Source organism: Hymenobacter negativus (genome assembly GCF_016056375.1).
GTDB lineage: Bacteria > Bacteroidota > Bacteroidia > Cytophagales > Hymenobacteraceae > Hymenobacter > Hymenobacter negativus_A.
Window position 1 is genome coordinate 293,067 of sequence record NZ_JAEDAE010000004.1, and the last position, 24,911, is coordinate 317,977.

18 protein-coding genes are annotated in these 24,911 nt (G+C 61.4%); 12 read left to right on the forward strand and 6 right to left on the reverse strand.

What is annotated here, in order from left to right; translation table 11 throughout:
• Positions 1–52: 52 nt before the first annotated feature.
• The 9 genes from I7X13_RS11785 (at position 53) to I7X13_RS11825 (ending at position 12,008) form a co-directional block, all read left to right on the forward strand.
• Positions 53–862, forward strand: a complete 810-nt coding sequence (locus I7X13_RS11785) for a class I SAM-dependent methyltransferase (protein WP_198069439.1) — start codon at positions 53–55, stop codon at positions 860–862.
• A gap of 220 nt (positions 863–1,082) precedes the next feature.
• Entirely contained in the window at positions 1,083–2,315 is a 1,233-nt protein-coding gene (locus I7X13_RS11790; RefSeq protein WP_198069440.1) for an ABC transporter permease, read from the forward strand.
• Positions 2,316–2,444: 129 nt separating this feature from the next.
• Positions 2,445–5,423, forward strand: a complete 2,979-nt coding sequence (locus I7X13_RS11795; protein ID WP_198069441.1) for an SNF2-related protein — start codon at positions 2,445–2,447, stop codon at positions 5,421–5,423.
• Positions 5,424–5,452: 29 nt separating this feature from the next.
• The gene (locus I7X13_RS11800; protein WP_198069442.1) at positions 5,453–5,893 is read left to right on the forward strand and encodes an SRPBCC family protein; all 441 of its coding nucleotides are present in this window, start codon (positions 5,453–5,455) and stop codon (positions 5,891–5,893) included.
• Positions 5,894–5,939: 46 nt separating this feature from the next.
• Complete coding sequence (locus I7X13_RS11805) at positions 5,940–7,136, forward strand: class I SAM-dependent rRNA methyltransferase (protein WP_394368588.1); 1,197 nt, start codon at positions 5,940–5,942, stop codon at positions 7,134–7,136.
• 120 nt (positions 7,137–7,256) lie between these two features.
• Positions 7,257–8,762 (forward strand): 1-hydroxycarotenoid 3,4-desaturase CrtD, encoded by a 1,506-nt coding sequence (gene crtD, locus I7X13_RS11810; RefSeq protein WP_317191567.1) that lies wholly within the window; start codon positions 7,257–7,259, stop codon positions 8,760–8,762.
• Positions 8,763–8,870: 108 nt separating this feature from the next.
• A complete protein-coding gene (locus I7X13_RS11815) occupies positions 8,871–9,548 on the forward strand; it encodes a carotenoid biosynthesis protein (RefSeq protein ID WP_198075642.1) in 678 nt (225 codons plus the stop codon).
• Positions 9,549–9,631: 83 nt separating this feature from the next.
• On the forward strand, positions 9,632–10,246 hold the full coding sequence (locus I7X13_RS11820) for a TetR/AcrR family transcriptional regulator (protein ID WP_198069445.1): 615 nt from the start codon (positions 9,632–9,634) through the stop codon (positions 10,244–10,246).
• Between the two features lie 40 nt (positions 10,247–10,286).
• A complete protein-coding gene (locus I7X13_RS11825; protein WP_198075643.1) occupies positions 10,287–12,008 on the forward strand; it encodes a M28 family metallopeptidase in 1,722 nt (573 codons plus the stop codon).
• Positions 12,009–12,115: 107 nt separating this feature from the next.
• Here I7X13_RS11825 and I7X13_RS11830 read toward each other — a convergent pair whose 3' ends face one another.
• Complete coding sequence (locus I7X13_RS11830; protein ID WP_198075644.1) at positions 12,116–12,544, reverse strand: hypothetical protein; 429 nt, start codon at positions 12,542–12,544, stop codon at positions 12,116–12,118.
• Between the two features lie 159 nt (positions 12,545–12,703).
• On the opposite strand from I7X13_RS11830, the gene I7X13_RS11835 reads away from it, so the two are divergent.
• Entirely contained in the window at positions 12,704–14,338 is a 1,635-nt protein-coding gene (locus tag I7X13_RS11835) for an NADP-dependent glyceraldehyde-3-phosphate dehydrogenase (protein ID WP_198075645.1), read from the forward strand.
• Between the two features lie 59 nt (positions 14,339–14,397).
• Here I7X13_RS11835 and I7X13_RS11840 read toward each other — a convergent pair whose 3' ends face one another.
• Positions 14,398–16,557 (reverse strand): tetratricopeptide repeat-containing sensor histidine kinase, encoded by a 2,160-nt coding sequence (locus I7X13_RS11840; RefSeq protein WP_213019066.1) that lies wholly within the window; start codon positions 16,555–16,557, stop codon positions 14,398–14,400.
• A 94-nt stretch (positions 16,558–16,651) separates the two neighbouring features.
• Complete coding sequence (locus tag I7X13_RS11845) at positions 16,652–17,212, reverse strand: hypothetical protein (RefSeq protein ID WP_198069451.1); 561 nt, start codon at positions 17,210–17,212, stop codon at positions 16,652–16,654.
• Positions 17,213–17,416: 204 nt separating this feature from the next.
• Here I7X13_RS11845 and I7X13_RS11850 point away from each other — a divergent pair, with 204 nt between their 5' ends.
• A complete protein-coding gene (locus I7X13_RS11850; protein ID WP_198075647.1) occupies positions 17,417–19,465 on the forward strand; it encodes a M13 family metallopeptidase in 2,049 nt (682 codons plus the stop codon).
• A gap of 87 nt (positions 19,466–19,552) precedes the next feature.
• On the opposite strand, the gene I7X13_RS11855 is transcribed toward I7X13_RS11850, so the two are convergent.
• The 3 genes from I7X13_RS11855 to I7X13_RS11865 form a co-directional block, all read right to left on the reverse strand.
• Entirely contained in the window at positions 19,553–21,499 is a 1,947-nt protein-coding gene (locus I7X13_RS11855) for a sensor histidine kinase (RefSeq protein WP_198069453.1), read from the reverse strand.
• Between the two features lie 263 nt (positions 21,500–21,762).
• On the reverse strand, positions 21,763–22,632 hold the full coding sequence (gene tatC / locus I7X13_RS11860) for a twin-arginine translocase subunit TatC (RefSeq protein WP_211532056.1): 870 nt from the start codon (positions 22,630–22,632) through the stop codon (positions 21,763–21,765).
• A gap of 171 nt (positions 22,633–22,803) precedes the next feature.
• Positions 22,804–24,096, reverse strand: coding sequence for a serine hydroxymethyltransferase (locus I7X13_RS11865; RefSeq protein WP_198075648.1), 1,293 nt, complete (start codon positions 24,094–24,096; stop codon positions 22,804–22,806).
• Positions 24,097–24,342: 246 nt separating this feature from the next.
• Between I7X13_RS11865 and I7X13_RS11870 the strand changes: the two genes are divergently transcribed.
• Complete coding sequence (locus tag I7X13_RS11870; RefSeq protein WP_198069455.1) at positions 24,343–24,864, forward strand: RNA polymerase sigma factor; 522 nt, start codon at positions 24,343–24,345, stop codon at positions 24,862–24,864.
• Positions 24,865–24,911: the final 47 nt, after the last annotated feature.

Below are 24,911 nucleotides of genomic sequence, written 5' to 3' on the forward strand. Positions count from 1 at the left end.
CTCCCTCACTCAGCCACTCGTTACTCAGTCACTCCCTCACTCAGTCACTCTTTTGTACTACGACCCTATCAAGAAGACGCTCGGCCAGGTATTCAACCGCACGCCGTGGCTGCGCCGGCTGTTTTATCATTTGCTCGACTTGCTGCTGCTGCGCACCTGGCACGTGCACCGCGAGCTGCGCCGCTGGGCCAAAGGCCGTACCCAGGAGCCCCTGCACATCCTCGATGCCGGCTCCGGCTACGGGCAATACACCTACTGGCTGAGCGGGCTGAGTTCGAAGTGGAACATCCTGGCCGTGGACGTGAAGGACGACCAGGTGGCCGACTCCAACCAGTTCTTCCGCCAGATTGGCCGCAAGAACGTGCAGTTTGCCGTGCAGGATTTGGTGCTGTATCAGGAGCCGAATTCTTTCGATTTGGCCCTGTCCGTCGATGTGATGGAGCACATTCTGGAAGACGTGGAAGTGTTTCGCAACATCCACGCTTCGTTGAAAGACGGCGGCATGCTGCTGATTTCGACTCCCAGCGACCAGGGCGGCTCCGACGTGCACGATGACGGCGAAACCAGCTTCATCGAAGAGCACGTGCGCGACGGCTACAACATCCGCGAGATTCAGCAGAAGCTGCGCACCGCAGGTTTTGAGCGCATCGAGGCCCGCTACAGCTACGGCGAGCCGGGCCAGATTTCGTGGCGCCTGAGCATGAAATACCCTATTCTGATGCTGGGCAAGTCGCGCGCATTTTTCATCGTACTGCCGTTCTATTATGCCGTGGTGTTCCCGTTCTGCCTGCTGCTGAACTGGTTTGACGCCCGCACAGCGCACGACTCCGGCACGGGCCTTATTGTGAAAGCCTGGAAATAAATCACGGATTGGCTGCGCCTAACCTCATTCCGTCAGATTTGGCGCGGATTCGCTGGGTTTTGGGGCCGTTATCTGTTCGTTGGGTTCTGTCAACTTTCCATTTACAGCTCCGTTAGCGTAGCTTTCCGTTCGCAACTCCTGCGCAGCCACCCTCCTATCACCTGAGGAGTCGTCCACGAAATCCGCCCAAACCGCGTGAAATCCGACGAATCCGTGATTTATGAACGTACCCATCCTCATTGCCCGGCGCTACTTCCGTTCCAAGAACAAGCGCAACATCATCACCATCATCTCCAACATTTCGATGATTGGGGTGGCGGTGGGCACCATGGCGCTGATTATCGTGCTGTCGGTGTTCAACGGGCTGGAGGATTTGGTGCGTACGCTCTACGGCAAGTCAGACCCTAATCTTGTCATCTCCGCCGCCAAAGGCAAGGCCTTCCCCGTCGACCGCACCTTCCTGATGAAGCTGGAAAACACGCCTGGCGTGGCCCTGCTCACGGAGGTAATCGAGGACAACGCCCTGCTGCAATACCACGACCGCCAGATGGTGGTGAAAATGCGCGGTCTTTCGGATAACTACTTTGGCCAGAGCCAGATTGATGCCAACATCCGCGAAGGCGACCACCGCCTGCGCCGCGACAGCCTGGAGCTGGCCCTGGTGGGCGCCGGCGTGCAGCACGAGCTCAGCATCACGCTCAACAACCGCTTGGCGCCCATGCGCCTGCTGTACCCGCGCAACACGCCCGGCAAAAAGACCCTCGATTTCAACCCCGAAAATGCCTTCAACGAGCAGAACCTGACAGCCGGCGGCGTCTTCCTCATCGAGCAGCACATCGACGACAGCTACATTTTCGTGCCGCTCGCCTTTGCCCAGCGCCTGTTGGGCTATGGCACCCGCCGCACGGCCCTCTACGTGAAGGTGGGCCAGAGCTTCGAGATTGAGCAGGTGAAGGAGCAGCTGCGCAAGCAGCTTGGGCCCGATTTTAAGGTGCAGGATTCCGACGAACAGCACGTCAGCCTGTTCAAGGCCATCAAAGTGGAGAAGCTGTTTGTGTTCATCACCTTCACGCTCATCCTGCTCATTGCCTCGCTCAACATCTTTTTCTCGCTCTCGATGCTGGTCATCGATAAGAAAAAGGATATTGCGGTGCTGCTAGCCATGGGCGCTAGCCAGAAGACGGTGCGGCGCACGTTTCTGTACGTGGGGGCCATTGTGGCGCTGGTGGGCGCGGCCACCGGGCTCATTCTAGGTGTCACGCTGTGCTGGCTGCAGCAGAGGTTCGGCTTCGTGAGCATGGGCATGGCCACGAGCGTGGTGGACGCCTACCCCGTAAAAATGCAGGCCTCGGACCTGATTTTTACCTGCCTCTCCATCATCCTCATCACGCTGGCCGTGAGCATTCGCCCGGCGCTGAATGCGAGCAAGTTGGACTTGCGAGAGAATTTATAGCGTTTATCGAATTTCCGGTATCTTGGGAGTTTTTATGTCGTAAGGGGCTAACATTCGCCCCTGGCAGCAAAGCTCGGCTACGCTAATTTCCGCTTTCTGCCCTACCTTGCGCTTTCCGCGTGCCCGGCTATGAAAGTATCTACCGCTGAACCGTTTCAAATCGTCTACTCGCTCTTCGAACACGAGTTCCTGGGCCACTTGTTCGCGGCCTACGTGGTCCAGCTCGGCCCGCGCGGCCAGCTAACGCTTCAGCACCAGACCGTTTCGGGGAAAAATGCCCATGAATTCGCGGCCGGGCTCGATGCCACCGACTTCGAGCTGGTGGAGCTTTGCGACCAGATTCAGCAGGAGACAGTGGTGAAAGAATTCTGGCCCCGCAAGATTGCCACGGCCGAGTTTTTCCTCAAGACCTACAACGCCGAAAAGGGCGACAAACCACTTCAGGAGGTTATTTCCAAGTACGTGCAAACGCGCATGGCCGGCATTCTGGCGCGGCTGGCGGGCAAGCAGGTTTTCATCATGGGCCGCGACGGCGAGCCGACCTGGAAGGAAATTGGTATGGCCCCGGCCAAGGCATCCATCCTCTTCCATTTCCGTCGCAACGAGGAGGGCACCCATTACTTCCCCACCATTCAGTACCAAGGGCAGAAGCTTGATTTTCAATACAAAGATGCGGTACTGGTGTGCCTGCAGCCAGCTTGGCTGCTGCTCAACGACCTGCTCTACTCCTTCCGCACCGAGGTGGACGGCAAGAAGTTGCTGCCGTTTTTGAAGAAGAAATTTATTGTGGTGCCCCGCAACGTGGAGGAAAGCTATTTCCAAAAGTTCGTGGCCCCGCTCATGGAGGCGTTCGAGGTGCACGCCCGGGGCTTTGACATTCGTTCGGAGCGCTACGTGGCGCGGCCGCGGCTCACGTTCAGCGACGCCCAGCCCGCCTTGCCCGCGCCCGAAGCACCCGTGCGGCCGCCCGGCCCGCCGCGCCGGGGCCGCATTCCGCTGCCCAAGCCCATTGCGCCGCTACTCACCGGGGCCGAAACCGAGCAGATTCATTTCGAGCTGAGCTTTCGCTACGGCCCGCACCTCATGCCGCTGGGCACCAGCAAGCCCGTGAGCGTGCACCTCGAAAAAACAGCCGACAGCTACGTATTCCATCGCCTGCTGCGCAACCCGGAGCAGGAGCAAGCCACTGTGGAAGAGCTGCAGGCCCGCCGCCTCGTGGTGGCCAACGGCCACGCCTCGCTGCCTAAAGCCGAAGCCTTCAAGTGGCTGCACGACAACTCGTCGGCCCTCACGGAGCTGGGCTACACGGTGGAAGCCGCCGCTACGGCTACCAAAAACTACTTCATTGGCCCAACCAGCGTGCAGGTGGGCATTCAGGAAGCCGGCGACTGGTTCGATGTGCGCGGCACGGTGCGCTTCGGCGACATTGAAGTGCCGTTTATCCGGCTTCGGGGGCACATTCTGCAGCGCCGGCGCGAGTTCAAACTGCCCAACGGCCAGATTGCCATCATCCCCGACGAGTGGTTTACCGACTACCTAGAGCTGTTTGCTTTCGGCGAAGAAACCGAGGACGGACTCAACCTGCGCCGCCACCACTTGGCCCTGGTGGCCGACCTGCAAAGCAATGAGTTGGCCACCGTGCGCATGGGCCGCAAGCTGGAAAAGCTGCGCGACTTTGCCGAAGTGGAAGACCACCCGCTGCCTGCCGGGTTTCTGGGCGAGTTACGCCCCTACCAGAAGGCCGGCTACAACTGGCTGCGCTTCGTGCAGGACTACCATTTCGGCGGCTGCCTGGCCGACGACATGGGGCTTGGCAAGACGATTCAGACGCTGGCCATGCTGCAGCACCGTCGCGAAAGCGGGGAGGCGCAGGGCGCGGCCTCGCTGCTGGTACTGCCTACCTCGTTGGTTTTCAACTGGCTGAATGAAGCTCAGAAGTTTACACCCGAGCTGCGCGTACTGGCCTACACCGGCACCTACCGCGACAAAAACCCCGACCGCTTCGCCGACTACGACGTGGTGCTGACCAGCTACGGCATCGTGCGGCTGGACACCGAACTACTGGCCGGCTACAAGTTCGACTACGTGATTCTGGATGAATCGCAGGCTATCAAAAACCCGTCGAGCACCACCTCGCAGGCCGTGCGGCAGTTGCATTCCAAGCACCGGCTCATCCTCACGGGCACGCCGGTGGAGAATAGCACGATGGACTTGTGGTCGCAGATGTCCTTCATCAACCCGGGCCTGCTAGGCACGCAGGCGTTTTTCCGCAAGGAATTCCTCAAGCCTATTGAGAAAGACCAGGACGAAGGCCGCACCCGCCGCTTGCACGCCCTCATCAAGCCGTTCATCCTACGCCGGCACAAAGCACAGGTAGCTAAGGAACTGCCTGCCAAAACCGAGCAGCTAAGCTACTGCCAGATGACGGACGAGCAGGCCCACGCCTACGAGGAAACCAAGAGCTTTTACCGCAATAAAATCCTGCGTAACCTCGACGAGCACGGCCCGGCCAGCACGCAGTTTCTGCTGCTGCAGGGCCTCACGCGCCTGCGTCAGATTGCCAACCACCCACGCCTGGCCGACGAAAACTACACCCACGAATCGGGCAAGCTGCGCGAAGTGCTGCGCATGATTCGCAACGTGGTAGCCGAAGGCCACAAAGTATTGGTATTTAGCCAATTCGTGCAGCACTTGTCATTGGTGAGGGCGGCGCTTGATGAACGGCAGATGCACTACGCCTACCTCGACGGTGCTACCCGCGACCGGCCCGCCGAAGTGGCGCGCTTTCAGGAAAACGAAGACCTGAAAATTTTCCTCATCAGCCTCAAAGCCGGCGGCGTGGGCCTCAACCTCACCGCCGCCGACTATGTCTTCATCCTCGACCCGTGGTGGAACCCCGCCGTGGAGGCCCAGGCCGTGGACCGCGCCCACCGCATCGGTCAGCAGCGCCCGGTGTTCACTTACAAGTTTATCACTCAGAACACGGTGGAGGAAAAAATCCTGGCCCTGCAGCGCCGCAAGCTGGCGCTGGTGAGTGAACTTATTGCCACCGATGAGGCGGTAATTAAGCATCTCACCCGCGAGGATATTGAGGAACTGCTGGGGTAAACCGCCACTGGCCGAGGTTAGCAAAGCTCATGCACGTCACCTTACGCACCGCCGTTACGCAGCCCCCGGCCGCGGTCATGGCTGGCTTCACCCGCGAATTATTTGTGGCCCTGGCCCCGCCGTTTCCGCGGCTGCGGCTGCTTCGGTTCGATGGCTGCCGCACGGGCGACCGGGTTGAAATTGAGCTTGATACACTGGTGAAGCGTTTGCCGTGGACCTCGCTGATTGTGGACGACGGCGTGCAGCCCGACGGCACTCATTTTTTCGTGGATGAAGGCCAGATTCTGCCGCCACCGCTGCGGTTCTGGCGGCACCGCCACCTTATTCAGCCCGGCCCCAAGGGCGGCAGCGTGATTGTGGATGCCTTGGAATACCGCACGGCTTCGCGCCTGCTCGATGTGGTGATATACCCAGCCATGTGGGCGCAGTTTGCCTGGCGGCGGCCCATTTACCGGCGTTGGTTCCGGTAGGCGGAACCAGCCGGCCCGGCGCGGGGCCGTACCTTTGCAAACTATGCTGAACCCCGCCACCATCGTCCTCAAAAACGGAAAAGACCACAGCCTGCGCCGCCGCCACCCCTGGGTGTTTTCGGGCGCCATTGCCCGCGTATTGGGCGAGCCCCGCGAGGGCGAACCCGTGCGCGTAGAAGCCAGCAACGGCGAGCTGCTGGGCGTGGGCCATTTCTCCAGTGGCGGCTCCATTGCCGTGCGCATGCTGGATTTTGGCCCCGAAGCTGAATTGCCGACGGCCAAGTACTGGGAAGGCAAGCTGGGCAATGCCTACCGCCTGCGCCAGCGCCTGGCCCTGACCGGCACGGCCGATACCAACGTGTTCCGGCTGGTGCACGCCGAGGGCGACGGCCTGCCCGGCCTCATCATCGATGTGTATGGCGACACGGCCGTGGTGCAGGCCCACAGCGTGGGCATGTACCGCGCGCGGCCTGAAATCGCGGCCGCGCTGCGAGTGGTGTTCGGCGATAAGCTGCGCGCCATTTACGATAAGAGCGCCGAAACCGTGCCCGGCAACGCCGTACCCGACGCTCAGAATGGCTACCTGTTTGGCGAAAGCTCGGGCCGCGAGCATATTGTAACCGAAAACGGCCATCAGTTTGCCGTGGATTGGGAAACGGGGCAGAAAACCGGCTTCTTCATCGACCAGCGCGACAACCGCGAACTGCTGGCCCGTTACTCGCCGGGCCGCAAGGTGCTCAACACGTTTTGCTACACCGGCGGCTTCTCGGTATATGCGCTGGAGGCTGGCGCTGAGCTGGTTCACTCCGTCGATTCGAGCAAAAAAGCTATTGCCCTCACCGAGCGCAACGCCGAATTATCAAACCACGCCGACCGTCACGCCGCCTACCCCGACGACGTGTTGGGCTTCCTCAAAAACCACTCGGCCCAGTACGATTTGCTGGTGCTCGACCCGCCTGCTTTTGCCAAGCACATGGGCGCCCGCCACGCCGCCCTGATGGGCTACAAGCGCCTGAACATGGCTGGCATTGCGCACCTCGCGCCCGGCGGGCTGCTGTTCACGTTCTCGTGCTCGCAAGTTGTTAGCCCCGAATTATTTGAGGGCGCGGTACTGGCGGCGGCTATCGAAGCGGGCCGGCCGGCGCGCATTCTGCACCGCCTCACCCAGCCCGCCGACCACCCGGTGAGCCTATTCCATCCGGAAGGTGCGTACCTGAAAGGGCTGGTACTGGCCGTGGAATAAGCTGACTTAAGAAATAAAGCGGCGCTCCGGAGTAGACAGCAAATGTTCGCTCCGGAGCGCCGCTTTATTTTTGGCCGCTTCGGCTAAACTTCTCCCCCCGCTGCGGCGGTTAGCAGTCCAGTGTTCAGAAAGAAAATCAAAATAGCACCTTCCCGCCAGCCGGTGGCCGTTATCGGCGCGGGTATTGCGGGGCTGGCCACGGCGGCGCGGCTGGCGGTGGCCGGGCACCCCGTGACGGTATTTGAGGCCGGGGCCACATTCGGAGGCAAGATGCACCAGTTTGCGCTGCCCGGCGGGTACCGGTTCGATGCCGGGCCGTCCTTATTTACGCTGCCGCAGCTGGTGGATGATATTTTCCGGCTGGCCCAGCGCGAACCCGCCGACTACTTCCGCTACGAGCGGCTCGACCCCATCACCCGCTACTTTTTTGCCGATGGCACTCAACTTACGGCCTGGGCTGAGGCGACGAAATTTGCGACTGAGGTGGAAGAGAAACTAGGCACGCCAGCGGCGGCCGTTACGCAGTTTCTGGCCCGCGCCGGGCGGGCGTATGATGCTACAGCGGGTACCTTCCTGCACAAGTCTTTGCACAAAGCCGGCACCTATTTCAGCCCCGAAACGCTGAAAGCTGTGGCCGCCCTGCCGCAGCTAGGCCTGCTGGGCACCATGCACCAGCGCCACGAAAAGGCCTTTGGCAATGACCCGCGCCTCGTGCAACTATTCGACAGATACGCGACCTACAATGGCTCTGACCCCTACCAAGCCCCGGCCACGCTGAGCATGATTCCGCACCTGGAGCACGGCATTGGCGCTTTTTACCCCGAAGGCGGCATTTATGCCATTGCCGAAAGCCTGAACCGGCTGGCCACCGAGTTCGGCGTGAAATTCCGCTACAACGAAGCCGTGGAGGAAATTATCGTGGCTGATGGCCGCGTGACGGGTCTGCGCACAGCGCAGGACGTGTACGACTTCGGCCGCGTGGTGAGCAACATGGACGTGGTGCCTACCTACCGCCGCCTGCTGCCCCGCGAGCCCGCTCCCGAGCGCACCCTAAGCCAGCCCCGTTCCTCATCGGCGCTGATTTTTTATTGGGGCATCAGCCGCGAATTTCCCGAGCTGGATTTGCACAACATTTTCTTCTCGGCTGATTACCAGCGGGAACTCAAGTCCATCTTCCAGCAGAAAACCGTGGCCGATGATGTGACGGTGTACGTGAACATCACCTCCAAAAAAACGCCTACCGATGCCCCGCCCGGCCACGAAAACTGGTTTGTGATGGTGAACGTGCCCCACGACCAGGGCCAGGACTGGCCGGCCCTCACCCAGCAAACCCGCGCCGCCGTGCTGCGTAAGCTGAGCCAGGCATTGGGCACCGACATCAGGCCGCTGATTGCCACCGAAAAAATCTGGACGCCGCCCGGCATTGCCGCCGATACCTCGTCGTTTGGCGGGGCGCTTTACGGTAGTTCCAGCAACAACGCGCTGGCGGCCTTTCTGCGGCACCCCAATTTTTCGGGGCGGCTCGAAGGGCTGTACTTTTGCGGTGGTTCGGTGCATCCGGGCGGCGGTATTCCGCTGTGCCTGCTGTCGGCCAAAATCGTTTCGTCTTTAATTAATGAGGGATAAGGGATAGGGAATAAGAAAAGGGAGCGGCGACCGAATATTGTTGCGATTGCTCAACTTCCTGATTTCCATTGCCGACCTATCCCCTTTTCCTTATTCCGCTTTCCCTCCATGGTTGACTACACCGAGCCGCTCCCGGCCGCGACTAACCGCCGGCTGCGTGTGGCCCAGGGCCTGGTGTTGCTGTTTCATTTCACCGGTTTTGTGGGGCTGGCTTTTTCCCAAAACCCCGATTTCTACCTGCGCTTTACGCCGCTCACGCTGGGGCTCACGGCGCTGCTGCTGCTGTGGTTCCAGCCGAAGCGCGATGCCAGCTTCTGGGGCTTTTGCCTCACGGTGGTGCTGCTGGGTTTCGGGGCCGAGTTTGTGGGCGTGAACACGGGCCGGTTTTTCGGGCACTACACCTACGGCGATACGCTGGGCTTTAAACTATTCGATGCCCAGCCCTTCAAAGGCGTACCGCCGATGATTGGCCTGAACTGGCTGGTGCTCACCTACCTATGCGGCATGCTGGTGCGCTACTTGCCGCTGGGCGAGCTGCCGCGCATCCTGCTGGCGGCCGGGCTTATGGTGGGCTTCGATGCCTGCCTGGAGCCGGTGGCCGGGCGCTTCGATTTCTGGCACTGGTCGGCGGGCGTGATTCCGTTCCAAAATTTCCGCGACTGGTTCATCTTTGCCTGTATCTTGCAGATGCTGTTCAACCGCACCACCTTCACCAAGCGCAACCCGCTGGTGCCGCTGGTGTACATCACGCAACTGCTATTTTTCTTTCTGCTCGGGGCACTCTAACCGGCGCGACAGCGTTCGGCCCGACGCCAGCCCCCCTCTCGCTCGCACTTTCCCTTCTGAAAACAGACTTACGCTTTCCCTGGATGCCTGATTTTACGCTGCCGACGGCTTCTCTGGAAGCCGCCATGCCGGTCTTTTACCGCTACGGCCTGCACACCGCGCCCGATGCCGTACTGGCCACCACCCTGCACACCACCGAGGCCGACCTGGCGGCCCAGTTTCCCAGCCGCGAGCTGTTGGTGCACCACGCCATTCTGGCCGACATAGAGCGCCAGAAGCGCGAACACGTGGAATTGTTTGCCCAATACTCGTCGGCCGTGGAGCGCCTGTACGGCTTGCTGCAGCTGGGCCTGCGCGACTTGGCCGCCGTGCCGGGTCAATTTTACGTCGACCTGCAAACTGGGTTCCCCAAGACGTGGGAAGCGGCCATGGACAACGTAAACACCTACTCGGCTCCGCAGCTTCAACAGCTGCTGAATGACGGCATTCGCAACCGAATGTTCCGCTCGGACATTAACATTCAGCTGGTTACCAAGATTATTGTGGAGCAGTTGAACATGCTGCTCAACCCGCAGGTGTTCCCGCCCGACCGCTACAACATGCGCGAAGTTTTCCGCAGCATTTTCCTGTACTACATTCGGGGCATCTGCACCGAAGAAGGCGCGCGGATTGCGGCCGAGCATTTTGCCCGGCTGTAGGCAGCTCCGGCGTCGCGGCCGGGGGTAACTCTCTGTACCGATGCGTTTACCAATACTGAGCGGCTGGCTGGTGCCGGCCGCCGCGGGCCTGCTGCTGGCGGGCTGCCAGGGCAAAACCTCGTCGTCGGAAACGGCCCAAACCACGGCCCAAACCGAAGCTGCGCCCACTGATACCGCCAGCGTGCCAGCTCCCAACGACGGCATCACGCCCGCCCTCATGGCGCATCATATCAAGGTGCTGGCTTCGGATGAGTTTCAGGGCCGACGGCCGTTCACGGCGGGCGAAGAGAAAGCCACGGCTTACTTGGCTTCGGAGTTTAAAAAACTGGGGTTGCAGCCGGGGGCTAATGGCTCGTATTTCCAGGCGGTGCCACTGGTGGAAATTGCGGGCCAGCCCGACTCGATTGCGACGGTAACGGGCAACGGCAAGACCCTGCAGCTGAAGTACCGGCAGGATTTTATGTTCCTGACCGAGCAGGAAAAGCCAGTGGTCAGCATCAAGGATTCACCGCTGGTGTTTGCCGGCTACGGCGTGACGGCCCCCGAGTATAACTGGGACGACTACGCCGGCCTCGATGTGAAAGGCAAAACAGTGGTGGTGCTCATCAACGACCCCGGCAACGCGGGCAACGACACCACCATGTTCAAGGGCAAGGCCATGACTTACTACGGCCGCTGGATGTATAAATACGAGGAGGCCGCCCGCCACGGGGCCACCGGCCTGCTCATCATCCACGACACCCAGCCCGCCTCCTACCCCTGGACGGTGGTGCAAAGCAGCAACGGTGGGGCCAAGCTGCACCCCCAGACGCCCGACCACGGCGCCAGCAAAGTGGCCCTCGAAGGCTGGATGACCCTCGACGCGGCCAAGCGCCTCTTCACGGCCGCCGGCCAGAACTACGACGAAGCCTACGCCGCTGCCAACCGCCCCGGCTTCCGCGGCCGGGCCATGAACCTGCGCCTGAGCACCACTATCCACAACAAAATCACGCGCAAAACCTCGAAAAACGTGGTGGCCGTGCTGCCAGGCACCACCCACCCGAAGGAGTACATCATCTACTCGGCGCACTGGGACCACTTGGGCATTGGCAAGCCCATTGCGGGCGACTCGATTTACAACGGCGCGCTCGACAACGCCAGCGGCTGCGCCGGCCTGCTGGCCATTGCCAATGCCTTCAAGCAGGCCAAGGAAAAACCGCAGCGAAGCATCGTGTTCCTGGCCGTGACGGGCGAAGAGCAGGGCCTGCTGGGCTCGGACTACTACGCCCAGCACCCGCTGTTTCCGGTGGCCAGCACGGTTGCTGATATTAACATGGACGAGTTGCTGGCCTTCGGGCCGATGCGCGATGTGACCATCGTGGGCTACGGGCAGTCGGATCTGGACGACTACGCCCGCGCCGCCGCTAAGGAGCAGAACCGCTACGTCATCCCTTTTCAACACCCTGAAACCGGCAGCTTCTACCGTTCCGACCACTTCAGCTTCGCCAAAGTGGGCATTCCGGCGCTCTACGCCAGCGGGCAGTTCGACAGCCGCCTGCACGGCAAAGCCTTCGCCGAAAAGCAGCGCAAAGACTTCGAAGAGAAAGCCTACCACCAGCCCGCCGACCAGTTCGACCCAGCTTGGGACCTGCGCGGCGCGGCCGAAGATGCCCGCTTCATGTTCCGCGTAGGCCAGCAGCTGGCCAGCGAAACCACTTTTCCGAATTGGAAGAATGGCTCGGAGTTTAAGGCCACGCGGGAGAAGAGCAGGGCCGGCAAATAGGGCCTGTTAGGGATGCAGAGACGCAATATTTTGCGTCTCGTCGTTGAGTTGTTAGAACCGTGTCCGCATTGTATCGCCCTAACGACGAGACGCAAAATATTGCTTCTCTATATCAGCAGCCAGCCCAGCAGCCCGGCCCGCGCCGTCCAGGCCAGCGTGCGCAGCCAGTTGGTGCGCGTGAGGCCGTCGATGGCAATGTAGTCGTAGCCTTGTTCGAGGCGGTTATGGAAGGGCACCGCGATGAAGAACGTGGCCGCCCACACCAGCCCCACCAGCCCCAGGCTCCACCAGCCGGCCCCGTGGGGCAGCGCGGTGCGGCCGGCCCAGGCCAGCCAGATGGCCAGGCCCAGCTCCAGCACCATGGGGGCCATCACCACGTAGCTCATGCGGCGGGTGTGAGCCGCGTGAAAGGCTGCCCACGCCTCCTTTGACACCTTGCCAAAGCTGGGGTAATGCACCACCTGCACCGTCCAGATGAGGCCGGTGAGGTAGGCGGCAGCGGCGAAATTGAGCAAAAGCAGGAGGCGTAGCGACATGAGCAGAAAAATAATTTCGCCGGAAACATAGCGGTTTTCGGGGGCATGCGCGGTACGCAAACGTTCCCGTGAGAAGGGGCCGAAATCAGCACGGCGGGCCAATATTTCCGTACCCATACGCTGTTGCGTAGGTTCGCACCGCACTTTTTGCCCATTACCATGGCTGTAAGCACCTCAACCCTGACCCAACTCTTTCCGCCCGACGCGGCGGCCATTCCCGAAGCCTGGCGCCTCGCCGAGCCGCTGCACCAGCGCCAGTACCTGCTCGACGGCGAGCTGCGCGAGTGGGCCGGCCCCACCCAGGAAGTCGTCTCGCCCATGTTTGAGCGCCGGCCCGACGGCTCGCTCGCGCCCCGCGTCATCGGTTCCTACCCACTGCTTGACGAGGCCGAAGCCCTCAAAGCCCTCGATGCCGCCGTGCGCGCCTATAACTTCGGCCGGGGCGAGTGGCCCATGCTGAGCGTGGCCGAACGCATCGCGGCCGTCGAGAAATTCACCCGCCTCATTGTGGCCCGCAAGGCCGAAATCGTGAAGCTGCTGCTCTGGGAAATCGGCAAGTCGACGGTTGACTCGGAGAAGGAGTTCGACCGTACTGTGGACTACATCCATGCCACCATCAACGCTCTCAAGGACCTGGACCGCGACTCGTCGCGCTTCACCATCACCGAAGGCATCATCGGCCAGATTCGGCGCTCGCCGCTGGGCGTGGTGCTCTGCATGGGCCCCTTCAACTACCCGCTGAACGAGACGTTCTGCATGCTGATTCCGGCCCTCATCATGGGCAACACGGTCCTTTTCAAACCTCCGAAACACGGCACCCTGCTGCACTTCCCGCTGCTGGCCGCCTTTGCCGAAGCCTTCCCCAAAGGCGTGGTGAACACCGTGTACGGGCGCGGCAACGCGGTGGTACCGGCCCTTATGGCCTCGGGCAAGATTGACGCGCTGGGGCTCATCGGCAGCAGCCGCGTGGCCGATTCGCTCAAGAAAATGCACCCCAAGAGCAACCGCCTGCGCGCCATTCTCGGGCTCGATGCCAAGAACGTGGCCATCGTCATGCCCGATGCCGACCTGGACGTGGCCGTGAAGGAATCGGTGCTCGGCTCGCTCAGCTTCAACGGCCAGCGCTGCACCGCGCTCAAGCTGTTTATGGTGCACGAAAGCATTGCCGAAGATTTCGTGCAGCGCTTCGCCGCCGAAATCAACAAGCTGAAACCCGGCATGCCTTGGGACGCGGGCGTGAACATCACGCCCCTGCCCGAGCCCCAAAAACCCAATTATTTGGCCGAAGTCATTGCCGATGCCCAGGCCCAGGGCGCCCGCGTGATGAACGAAGGCGGTGGCACCACGGCCGGCCCGCTGGTGTACCCCGCTCTGCTATTCCCCGTGAAGGCCGGCATGAAGGTGTGGCGCGAGGAGCAGTTCGGCCCGGTGGTGCCGGTGGCCTCCTTCGCCAACGTCGACAAAGCCATCCAGTACATCATCGACTCCGACCACGGCCAGCAGGTGAGCATTTTCGGTTCGGAATCGCAGGAGGTGGCCGACCTCATCGACCAGCTCGTGAACCAGGTGAGCCGCGTGAACATCAACGCCCAGTGCCAGCGCGGGCCCGACACCTTCCCCTTCACCGGCCGCAAGGACTCGGCCGAAGGAACCCTCTCGGTGTACGACGCGCTGCGCTCGTTCAGCATCCGCACCGTAGTAGCCACCAAGCAGACCGAGGCCAACAAGCACCTCTTCAACGAAATCGTGGACGGCCAGGAAAGCAGCTTCCTCAGCACCCGCTTTATTCTGTAAGGGCGGCATTTGGCACAAAAGCCCGTCATGCTGAGCATGACGGGCTTTTGTGTTTTTCATTACGCCTCTTCCGATGCACCAGCGACCGCCGCAACTACAGGCATCCCTTGGTCCTGCGGCAGGGTCACCACAAACTCCGTGAAAGCGCCTTCTTCGGAGCGCACCGTGAGCGTGCCGTCGTAGCCGTTGGTGATGATGTCGTAGCTCAGCCACAGGCCCAGGCCGGTGCCTTCGCCGGGCGGCTTGGTGGTGAAGAAGGGGTCAAAAATTTTGTCCAGCACCACCGGGGCGATGCCGGTGCCGTTGTCGCGCACATGCAGCTCCACGCCGCCGCTCACGCGCCGGGTGCGCACCCGCACCGAGGGCGTGTAGGCCGGCCCCAGCAGCAGGGCCTTCTGGTGCACCGCGTAGAAGGCGTTGGTGAACAGGTTGAGCAGCACGCGGCCCAGCTCCTGTGGCACCACGTGCAGGGGGCCCAGGGCGGGGTCCAGGTCGAGGGTGCGGGCCACGGTGAAGTCGCGGTGGGTGTTTTGCAGGCTGTGGTAGGCCAGGCGCAGGTAGTCCTGGGCCAGGTCGTTCAGGTCGACGGGCTGGCGCTGGCCGGGGTCGGCGTGGGCGTGCTCCAGCATGCCGCGCACAATGCCCGCAGCCCGGCCGCCGTGCTGGTTGATGCGGAGCAGGTTCTGTTTCAAATCATCCAGTAGCGAGGCCTCCAGCTCAGGGTCGCGGGTAGGCTCCTGCCGCGCCTCCTCCAGCTCCGCCAGCATTTCCAGGCTCACTTCGGAGAAGTTATTCACAAAGTTGAGCGGGTTCTGGATTTCGTGGGCCACGCCCGCCGTGAGGGCGGCCAGGGCCACCATTTTCTCGCTCTGTACCAGCTGGCTCTGGGCCACTTTCAGTTTAGTAAGGGCCTGGTCGAGGCGGTCGCGCTGGTGGGCAATCTGCTCGTTTTTCTCGTTTAGCGCCCGGTTGGTCCGCTGCTTGAGGAAAATATTGCGGGCCAGCAGGCCGGCCAGTAGCAACAGGCCCGCCAAGCCGGCCAGCAGGCCGCGCATTTCCTGGCGCTGCTGGTGGGCCTTCTGTTCCTGCAATTGCTGGCGCTGGGTGAGCAGCGCAATCTGGTCCTGCTTGCGGGCCAGCTCGTAGCCGTAGCGCAGGGCGCTGGTGCGGCGCTGGGTTTCGATGCCCGCCACCGAATCCTTGTACGCCCCCCACAGCCGCTGGTACCGGTAGGCGTTGGCAAAGTCGCCGCGCCACGCGTATGCCTGGGCCAGAATGTCGCTGCCGTTGCGCAGATTCTCGTTACTGCGCGACGGCTGGCTGAGCGTGAAGGCGTGTTCGGCCAGCGCCACGGCGCTGTCGGTGCGGCCCTGCAGCAGGTACACCCGCGCCACGGCCAGCTCGGCGGGCGGCAGGTTGTAATTGTCTTTGGTGGCCTTGGCCTCGGCGCGCGCTTGGGTGGCGTAGTACAGGGCCTGCGGCAATTTGCCCTGCCCGGCGTACAGCTCTGACAGCCTGATTTCGTCGCTAAGCGCGTTCAGCACATCGCCCGTTTTGCGGTTCAGCTGCACAGAGCGGCGTAGGTAGCGCAGTGCTTTGGGCTGGTCGTTGAGCTGCCGGTAGCAATTGCCCACCATATTCAGGGCCGAGGCCACCATGTGCTCATCGCGCAACGCAGCAGCATTGCGAAAAATGGGCAGCAGCACATCCAGCGCATCCTGATAATTACCGAGCTGCACATACACCCCGCCAATGGCCACCCGCGTCCGGTTTACAATCTTCAGGTTACGCGACTTCTCGGCGTAGGTCAGCCCCCGGAGCGCCGCCCGCAGCGCGGCCGCGGGGTTAGCCTGCTCGTTCTCAATCAGGCTCCACTGCAGGAACGTATTGGCCAGCCCCACCATGTCGCGGCGCGTGGCAAACAGGGCCTGCGCCTCCTGCGTGCGCTGCCGGGCGCGGCCGTAGTCGGCCCGGCGGCGATAGCGCGTGCCTAGCCCCAGCAGTTCCTGCCCCATTCCCACGGAATCGCGCAGCTGGCGGCTCAGGGCCAGCGCCTGCTCCAGAACCGCCGTTGACCGGGGCGCGTCGTCCATAAACAAGGCCTGGCTCAGGGCTTGCAGCCGGCGCACGCGCGTGGTGTCGGGGCGGGGGCTAGCCCGCAATACCGCTTGTAGGCTGTCAGCGGTGCGCGGCTGCGCTATCAGCAACCCGGGCCGCAAGACACAACTGAAAAATAAAATAAGCCAGCACCTCACGGGCAAAAATGCTAAGCGTGCGCGATACAGAAGTGCAAATCCATCCTTCTACCCCAACTTATGGAGGATAAGGAGGATTTATAATCATCCCGAAATCATCTTTTACCTGAGTAAACTTATTGTCTTTGTCATTAATCGGGGTATCCGTATGCATCACAACTCGCCAAGCCCTTTTTCCATTAATCGGGCTGTCCAGAACCGTGTCTTGGATGATTGTAGCCCCCTTTTGCTTTAGTTCAAGAATTGCGGCCCCGATAATGGCGGCATTCGAGGCATCATCGGTTTCAGAGCCCCCATCTATTTCGAAATAGGGGATTTTCTTTCCGTCCGGTTGCACCGAAGGCTGGGTAATGAAGCGTACCTCATACTTCTTACCAAGGAGCCACCTCCTATCTTTAAAGGAATAGGCCAATGGGGCGGTACTTACCGGAATTGGCTTGTCTCCTTTGTTGTATTTAGTTGCGGCATTCGTACACGCGGCATCAGTGGCGTACTGAAATTCCTCTGATGCGACCCTCCCGAACTTCAGCTTATCCGAAATATAAATGTGTTCGTCCGTCTCACAGGAAGCAACACTTAGCGCGAATAACAGGCAGGCAACCAATGGATACGGCTTCATGAACCAAATATGCAAATTATACTATCAATATTCATTGTTAGAATTGTTTAATCGAAAAATAATTTAGTAATGTCCTCCTAAACTCAGTGGGCACACAAGCATCCTTTGTAGATTGGTAATTGTCGTTGCCTGCCAACTTTGCTTGCTGGCTCATGGCCTGACTTTGCAACTCACTTCATCATCAAACGCCGCCGTTTTTCCCGCATGAAAAAACCCCTCTTCTTGCTTCCTCTGCTGGCCGCGGCCGTCACCGGCTGCCCCTCGAACTCCCTGAAAACGGCCAGCACGGCCGATAAGCCCGACATCCTGCACGCGGCCCTGGACACGACCGTGGCTCCCGGCGACGACTTTTTCACCTACGCCAATGGCACCTGGCTGAAGAACAACCCCATTCCGGCCTCGGAGAGCAATATGGGCATCGGCAAAAAGGTGCAGGACGAGATTTACACCCGCCTGCGCCAGACCAGCATTGAGGCCGCCGACGCCAAGGCTACGGCCGGCAGCAATCAACAGAAAATCGGCGATTTCTGGGCCGTGGGCATGGATTCGGTGAAGGCTGATAAGCTGGGGGCCACGCCCCTGAAAACGGAACTGGACCGCATCGCGGCAATGAAAACGGTGGCCGAAGTGCCGGGCGTCATCGCCCACGAAATTCCGCTGGGCGTGAATGCGCTCATCGGCCCGCGCGTGGGCCAGGACGATAAGAACAGCGACAAAATGGCCCTCTACCTGCGTCAGGCGGGCCTGGGCCTGCCCAACCGCGACTACTACTTCAACACCGACTCGCGCACCAAAAACATCCGCGCCGAGTACCTGAAGCACGTCGCCAATACCTTCAAGCTGCTGGGCCAGGACGCCGCCACGGCCCAGGCCAACGCCGCCAAAGTAATGGCCCTGGAAACCACGCTGGCCAAGTCCTCGCGCAAGCTTGAAGCCCTGCGCGACCCCTACGCCAACTACCACAAAATGAGTATTGCGCAGCTCGACAAGCTCACGCCCGGCATCGACTGGAAAACCTGGCTCGGGCAGATGGGCAGCGCCAAAACGGATACGGTGATTGTGGGCCAGCCCGAGTTTTACCAGACCGTGGGCCAGCTCCTGAAAACCCAGCCGGTCGATACCTGGAAAGCCTACCTCGCCTGGCACGTGGCCCACGAGTTTGCGCCCACACTCAGCCGCCCGTTCGTGGATGAGAACTTCCATTTCTACGGCACGGTGCTGCGCGGGGCCACGGCCATTCGCCCGCGCTGGAAGCGGGTGCTCGATATGCAGGAAAACGCCCTGGGCGATGCACTGGGCCAGCTTTTCGTGAAGGAATACTTCAAGCCCGAGGCCAAAGCTCGCTACGATACGCTGGTGAAAAACATGGTGGCAGCCTTCGCCCAGCACATCCAGAAACTGGATTGGATGAGCGCGCCTACCAAAGTGGTGGCTCTGGATAAGCTCCACAAAATCACGCCTAAAGTAGGCTACCCCAACAAATGGAAAGATTATTCGAACCTGAAAATTGACCGCAGCTCGCTGGCCGAAAACGTGATGCGCGCCAACGAGTGGCAGTACAACTACCAGCTGAACAAGCTGGGCAAGCCCGTGGACCGCACCGAGTGGGACATGACGCCCCAAACTTATAACGCTTACTACAATTCCTCTAACAACGAAATTGTGTTGCCTGCCGCGGCCTTTGCCGTGCCCGGCCTGCTCGATGCCGATGCCGACGACGCGCTGGTGTATGGCTACGCCGGGGCCAGCACCATCGGCCACGAGCTGACCCACGGCTTCGACGACGAAGGCAGCCAATACGACGCCCACGGCAACCTGCACGAGTGGTGGAGCAAAGAAGACCGCAAGCGCTTCAATGAGCGTGTGAACGGCATCGTGAAGCAGTTCAACGGCTACACCCTGCTGGATTCGCTGCACATCAACGGCAAGGCCACGGCCGGCGAAAACATTGCCGACCTAGGCGGCATCGTCATTGGTTTGGATGCTTTCAAGAAAACCAAGCAGTACAAGGAAGGCAAGAAAATCAACGGCCTCACGCCCACGCAACGCTATTTCCTGGGCTATGCCCTGGGCTGGCAGATGCACGTGCGCGACGAAAGCCTGGCCTCACAACTGCTCACCGATGTGCACTCGCCCGCCCAGTACCGCGTGAACGGCCCGATGGCCGACGTGCCCGCCTTCTACGAAGCCTTTGGCATCAAGCCCGGCCAGAAGCTCTACCGCTCCGATTCGACGCGGGTGGTTATCTGGTAACCGGCATATTAGCGGGTTAGTGGATGGGTGAATTATTGTTGCGAACGAAGCCGTAACAACCCACCAATTCACTAACCCGCCAATCCACTACTTCGCCGCTGGCAAACTCACCGTTACGTTAGTCCCCGCCCCGGGGCGGCTCTGAATCACGAGCGTGCCGCCGTGGCGGTGCACAAAGGCCCGGCACAAAGCCAAGCCTAAGCCCAGCCCGGTAGCCTGGGGCACGGGTGATGGCTCGGGCAGCGCCGGACCGCTCATGAGCGACGACACGGTAGCCGCGCTCATGCCCGGCCCGGTATCGGTGCAGCTGAGCAGGACCATGCGGGGGTCATCGGGGTCGCGGGCGGCTTCGAGGTGCACGTGGCCGCCGGCGGGCATGAATTTCAAGGCGTTGCCCACCAGATTGCGCAGGATGGTGCGCGTCATGTTGCGGTCGGCCAGCAGGCGCAAATCGGGCGGGGCGGCCATGGTGATGTGCTGCCAGCTGGCGGCGGCTGTGGTCTGGTACAGGGCCTGGCACTCGGCAAACAGTTCCGTGACCAGCAAGGGTGCGGGACGGCAGTCCAGCTCGCCGGTCTGGCTCACGGCCCAGTTCAGCACGTTGTCGAGCAAGTGGTTGAGGCTGTCGGAGGCCTGGCGCACCAGTGCGGGCAGCCGGGCCAGGCCGGCCTGGTCGTTCTGGGCAATGTACGAGTCAATCAGGCTGGTGACGCCGGCAAAGGCCGTGACTGGGCCGCGCAAGTCGTGGGCCACGATGGCGTAGAGCTTGTCCTTGAACACGGCCACGGCGCGCAGCTCCTCGGAGGCTTTTTCCAGGGCGCGGTTATTGGCGGCCAGGGCGGCGCGGCTGCGGCGAAGGTTGCGGTGCAGGTACACGGCTACCAGCAGCCCCAGCGCCAGAATAGCCACGGCGGCCGCCAACACGCGGTTGTGCCAGCCCTGCTCGGCCTGCTGCGCCGTGAGCTGGCGCAGGCGGCGGGCGCGCTCCTGGGTTTCGTAGCTGACCTGGGCCGCCGCCAGGGTTTGCATGGTCTGACGATTATTCAGGGTGTCGTTCAGGTCCACGTAGCGCTTGTTCCACTCATAGGCTTCGCGGTACTTGTCATGCTCAGCGGCTTCGGCGGCCAGAATGCTGTAGGCGTCGAGCACGCGCTCCAGGTAGCCGCTTTGGCGGGCCAGGCTCAGGGCTTCGCGCACGGCGGCGTCGGCCCGGTCGGGCTGGTCGGTCTGGATGTAGTACATCGCAAACAGAATCAGCTGCTCGGCCTGGTTGCGGGCTGCGTGCTGGCGGCGGCTGATGGCCAGCGCCTGCGTGAGCAGCCGTTTCACCCGGGGCAGGCGGCCCAGCTGCATCTGGTAAGTTGCCAGGCTGGAGAGGTAGGTCGATTCGGCCGTGGAGTCACTTTCGCGGCGGGCCAAAGCCAGCGCCAGCGAATCGAAATGCAAGGCCTGCGTCACCTGCCGCCGAAAAAAGAACAGGCTGCCCACATTGCCCAGCAGCTTCATGCGGGTATGGCCGCTCACCCCGGGCCGCTGGCTGAGCTGGAGCGCCCGCTGGTAGTGCCGCCAGGCCGTGGTGGAGTCGCCCCGCTCGTGGTAGATGCTGCCCTGCGCGGTGTACACGCGCATCAGGGCATCGCTGTCATGCTGGGTGCGGGCCAGCTCTTCGGCTTCGTTCAGCAGGCTCAGGGTCTCCGGGCCGTTGGATAGGTTGGCGTAGCAGCTGGCCAAGCTCAGCAGGCTGCGCAGCAGGCCGGGCTCCTGTTCGTCGGCGGGCAGGGTACGGGCCAGGGCCACGGCAGCCTCGCCGTAGGGAAGGGCACGGGCGGGCTGCTCGTCGTGCAGCCGGTAGCACATGGCCGTGAGCAGGCGCAGCCGGGTGGTATCGGGCAGGCGGGTGGCCAGCTGCCGGCGCAAAACCTCGGTGCTGGCCGGCACAACGGCCCCGGCTTGGGCAGGCACTAATTGCACCAGCAGCCCCAGGGCTATCAGCCATCTCAGCAAAAAACCGGGCCGCGTCATAAATGGCTGCATAGTGCTAGTCAAAGATAAGCACTGCGCCGTTAACTTTCACGCTTTAATGCTATTTCAGCATGACCATATATTCCCAATTTGAAACGCTACGCCAGGTATAAAAGGCGCACAGGCGGGATAACAATTGATTTTATCTGATTAATTCTACGGGCTGCCAACTCCAAAAATGGACTCTGGGCACGATGATACAATTTTTAACACAGCAGTTCAACGAACTGCCAGGCCAACGGCACGGCCATCAGCCCGGCTACTGGCAGCGCTTGTTATTGGGCGGCGTCGCGCTCGGCCTGCCGGGCCAGCTTGGCGTTGAGGCGGGCGGCGTCGCCGCGGCGCACCACGCGGGCAATGTGAATGCTGAGCTCGTAGAGCAACAGGATGGGAATGGTGACGATAATCTGGGCCGAGATGTCGGGCGGGGTGATAACGGCCGCAATGATGAGGATGACCACAATGGCGTGCTTGCGGTAGGTCTGCATGATTTCGGGCGACACGATGCCGGCCTTGGCTAGGAAGAACACAATCATAGGCAGCTCGAACACGAAAGCGCACGACACGCTCATGGTGGTGAGCGTGCTCAGGTAGCTCTGCATGTCAATCTGGTTTTCGATGCTGGCATCGACCACGTAGCCGGCCAGGAAGTTGATGCTGAGCGGCGCGGCAATGTAGTAGCCGAACAGCAGCCCGCAAATGAACAGCACCGACACGAAGAACACGGCCCCCTGCGAGTTGGCCCGCTCATGCGGGTAGAGGCCTGGCTTCACGAAGCGCCAGATTTCCCAGAACAAATACGGAAACGCCAGCAGAATGCCCACGATGAACGACGTGCTGATGTGCATGGTGAGCTGCCCGCTCATCTCGCGGTTCTGAATCACAAAGCCCACGTCGTTGATGCACAAATCGGGCGCGTGCACCCACTGCCCGAACTTGCAAAACATGCGGTAGGTCCAGAAATCGGGCCGCGAAGGGCCCAGAATCAGGGTGTGAAACAGGAAGTCTTTGGCGAAAAACGCACCGGTGGCAAACACCACCACCGAAATAGCCGCCCGGATGATGTGCCAGCGCAACGCCTCCAAGTGGTCGATGAAGGACATTTCGTGCTGGTCGCCCGAGGAGTTTGTTTGTTGAGGTTGCACGGAAGAGGAACGGGGAAATTAAAGGGAAGGGGATAAAACCGTTTGTCATCCTGAGCGCAGCGAAGGACCTTATCACGCTCGCAGCAGCTGGATTACTGCAAACCGTTTAGCGGTGATAAGGCCCTTCGCTGCGCTCAGGATGACAAACGATTTAGTCCTATACGTAAAAACCTACGCAAAAAGCGGGTAGTCCTGTAGCCAGGTGTTCACGCGCTGGCGCACCTGCCCGATGCGGGTGTCGTTGTCGTGGTTCATCAGGGTTTCGTCAATCAGCTCCACGATGCGGTGCATGTCGGTTTCGCCCAGGCCGCGGGTAGTTACGGCGGCCGAGCCAATGCGGATGCCGCTGGTCACAAACGGCGACTTGTCATCAAACGGCACCATGTTTTTGTTGATGGTGATGTCGGCCTTCACCAGCGTGTTTTCGGCCAGCTTGCCGCTGAGGCCCTTCGAGCGCAGGTCAATCAGCATGAGGTGGTTGTCGGTGCCGCCCGAAATGATGTCGTAGCCCAGGCCCACGAAGCCTTTGGCCAGGGCCTGGGCGTTGCGGGCCACCTGCTGGGTGTAGGTTTTGAAGTCGTCGGTCAGCGCCTCGCCGAAGGCCACGGCCTTGGCGGCGATGACGTGCTCCAGCGGGCCGCCCTGGGTGCCGGGGAACACGGCCGAATCGAGCAGGGCCGACATGGGACGGATTTCGCCTTTCGGGGTTTTCAGGCCGAAGGGGTTGTCGAAGTCCTGGCCCAGCATGATGAGGCCGCCGCGCGGGCCGCGCAGGGTTTTGTGCGTGGTGGTGGTCACGATGTGGCAGTGCTCGAAGGGCGAGTTGAGCAAACCCGTGGCGATGAGGGCCGAGGGGTGCGAGATGTCGGCCAGCAGCAGGGCGCCCACTTCATCGGCGGCTTCGCGCAGGGCTTTGTAGTTCCAGTCGCGCGAGTAGGCCGAGGCGCCGCAGATAATCAGTTTGGGGCGCTCGCGGCGAGCAGTTTCCTTGATTTTGCTCCAGTCGATGAGGCCGGTTTCTTTTTCGACCCCATAGAAGCTGGGCTGGTAGAGTTTGCCCGAGAAGTTCACGGCCGAGCCGTGGGTGAGGTGGCCGCCGTGCGAGAGGTCGAAGCCAAGGATTTTGTCGCCGGGCTGCAGGCAGGCCAGCATCACGGCGGCGTTGGCCTGGGCGCCGGAGTGGGGCTGCACGTTGGCCCACTGCACACCAAACAGTTGCTTGATGCGGTCGATGGCCAGCTGCTCCACCTGGTCCACCACTTCACAGCCGCCGTAGTAGCGCTTGCCGGGCAGGCCCTCGGCGTACTTGTTGGTGAGCACGGAGCCCTGAGCGGCCATCACCTGCTCCGACACGTAGTTTTCGGAGGCGATGAGTTCGAGGCCGTGGGTCTGGCGGGTTTTCTCCTGCGCGATGAGGTCGAAAACGGCGGTATCGAGGAGGCGGGCGGGGGCGGCTGTTTGCATGGACGTAAAGGTAAGGGGGGATAAGGGATAGGGAATACGCGAGGAGGGGATAGGGGTGCTTGTCATCCTGAGCACAGCGAAGGACCTTACCACTGTTGCGCCAATTGGATTGCAGCCAACCATTCTGTAATGAGAAGGTCCTTCGCTGCGCTCAGGACGACAAGTACCCCTTTGCCCTATTCCCTCTTACCCTTATCCCTTATTCCCCATTTCCGTCGTTACTTGCTATGGCCTTTACTGTCTGCTATGTCCACTCCTCTTGCCGAAACCCTTACTCAGCTGCGCATCGGCAATCAGAAATTTCTGATTGACTTTTACCAGCGCAGCCGGCACCTGTTTGCCCGCTGGGCGCAGCGCAAGCACCGGCTGCCGCCCGACAAGGCCCACGGCCTGCTGCAAGACACACTACTCGATTTCTACGACCACGTGGCCGACGGCCGCATCACCCGCATGCCCGAGGACCTGCGCGCCTACCTCTACGGCATGGCCCAGGAGCGCATTGCGGCCCAGGTGCCCGCCCACCAGCCCCTGCCCGCCGCCGAGGCCAGCCGCCGCCAGCGCCTGCTGGCCCAGTTCAACCAGCTCAGCACCGACTGCCAGCAGGTGCTCACCTACTTCTACTTCCGGGGCTACCATTTCGAGAAGATGGGCGGCAAAATGGGCTTTCCTAACGCCACCGTGGCCCGCCGCCAGAAAAGCACCTGCCTGCGCAAGCTATACGACCTGGTGCGCGGCGGCTATGAGCCGATAACGGGCGAGGTGGCGTGAGGAGGCTGAACGAAACAAGCACAACGGAAAACATCCCTCATGCCGAG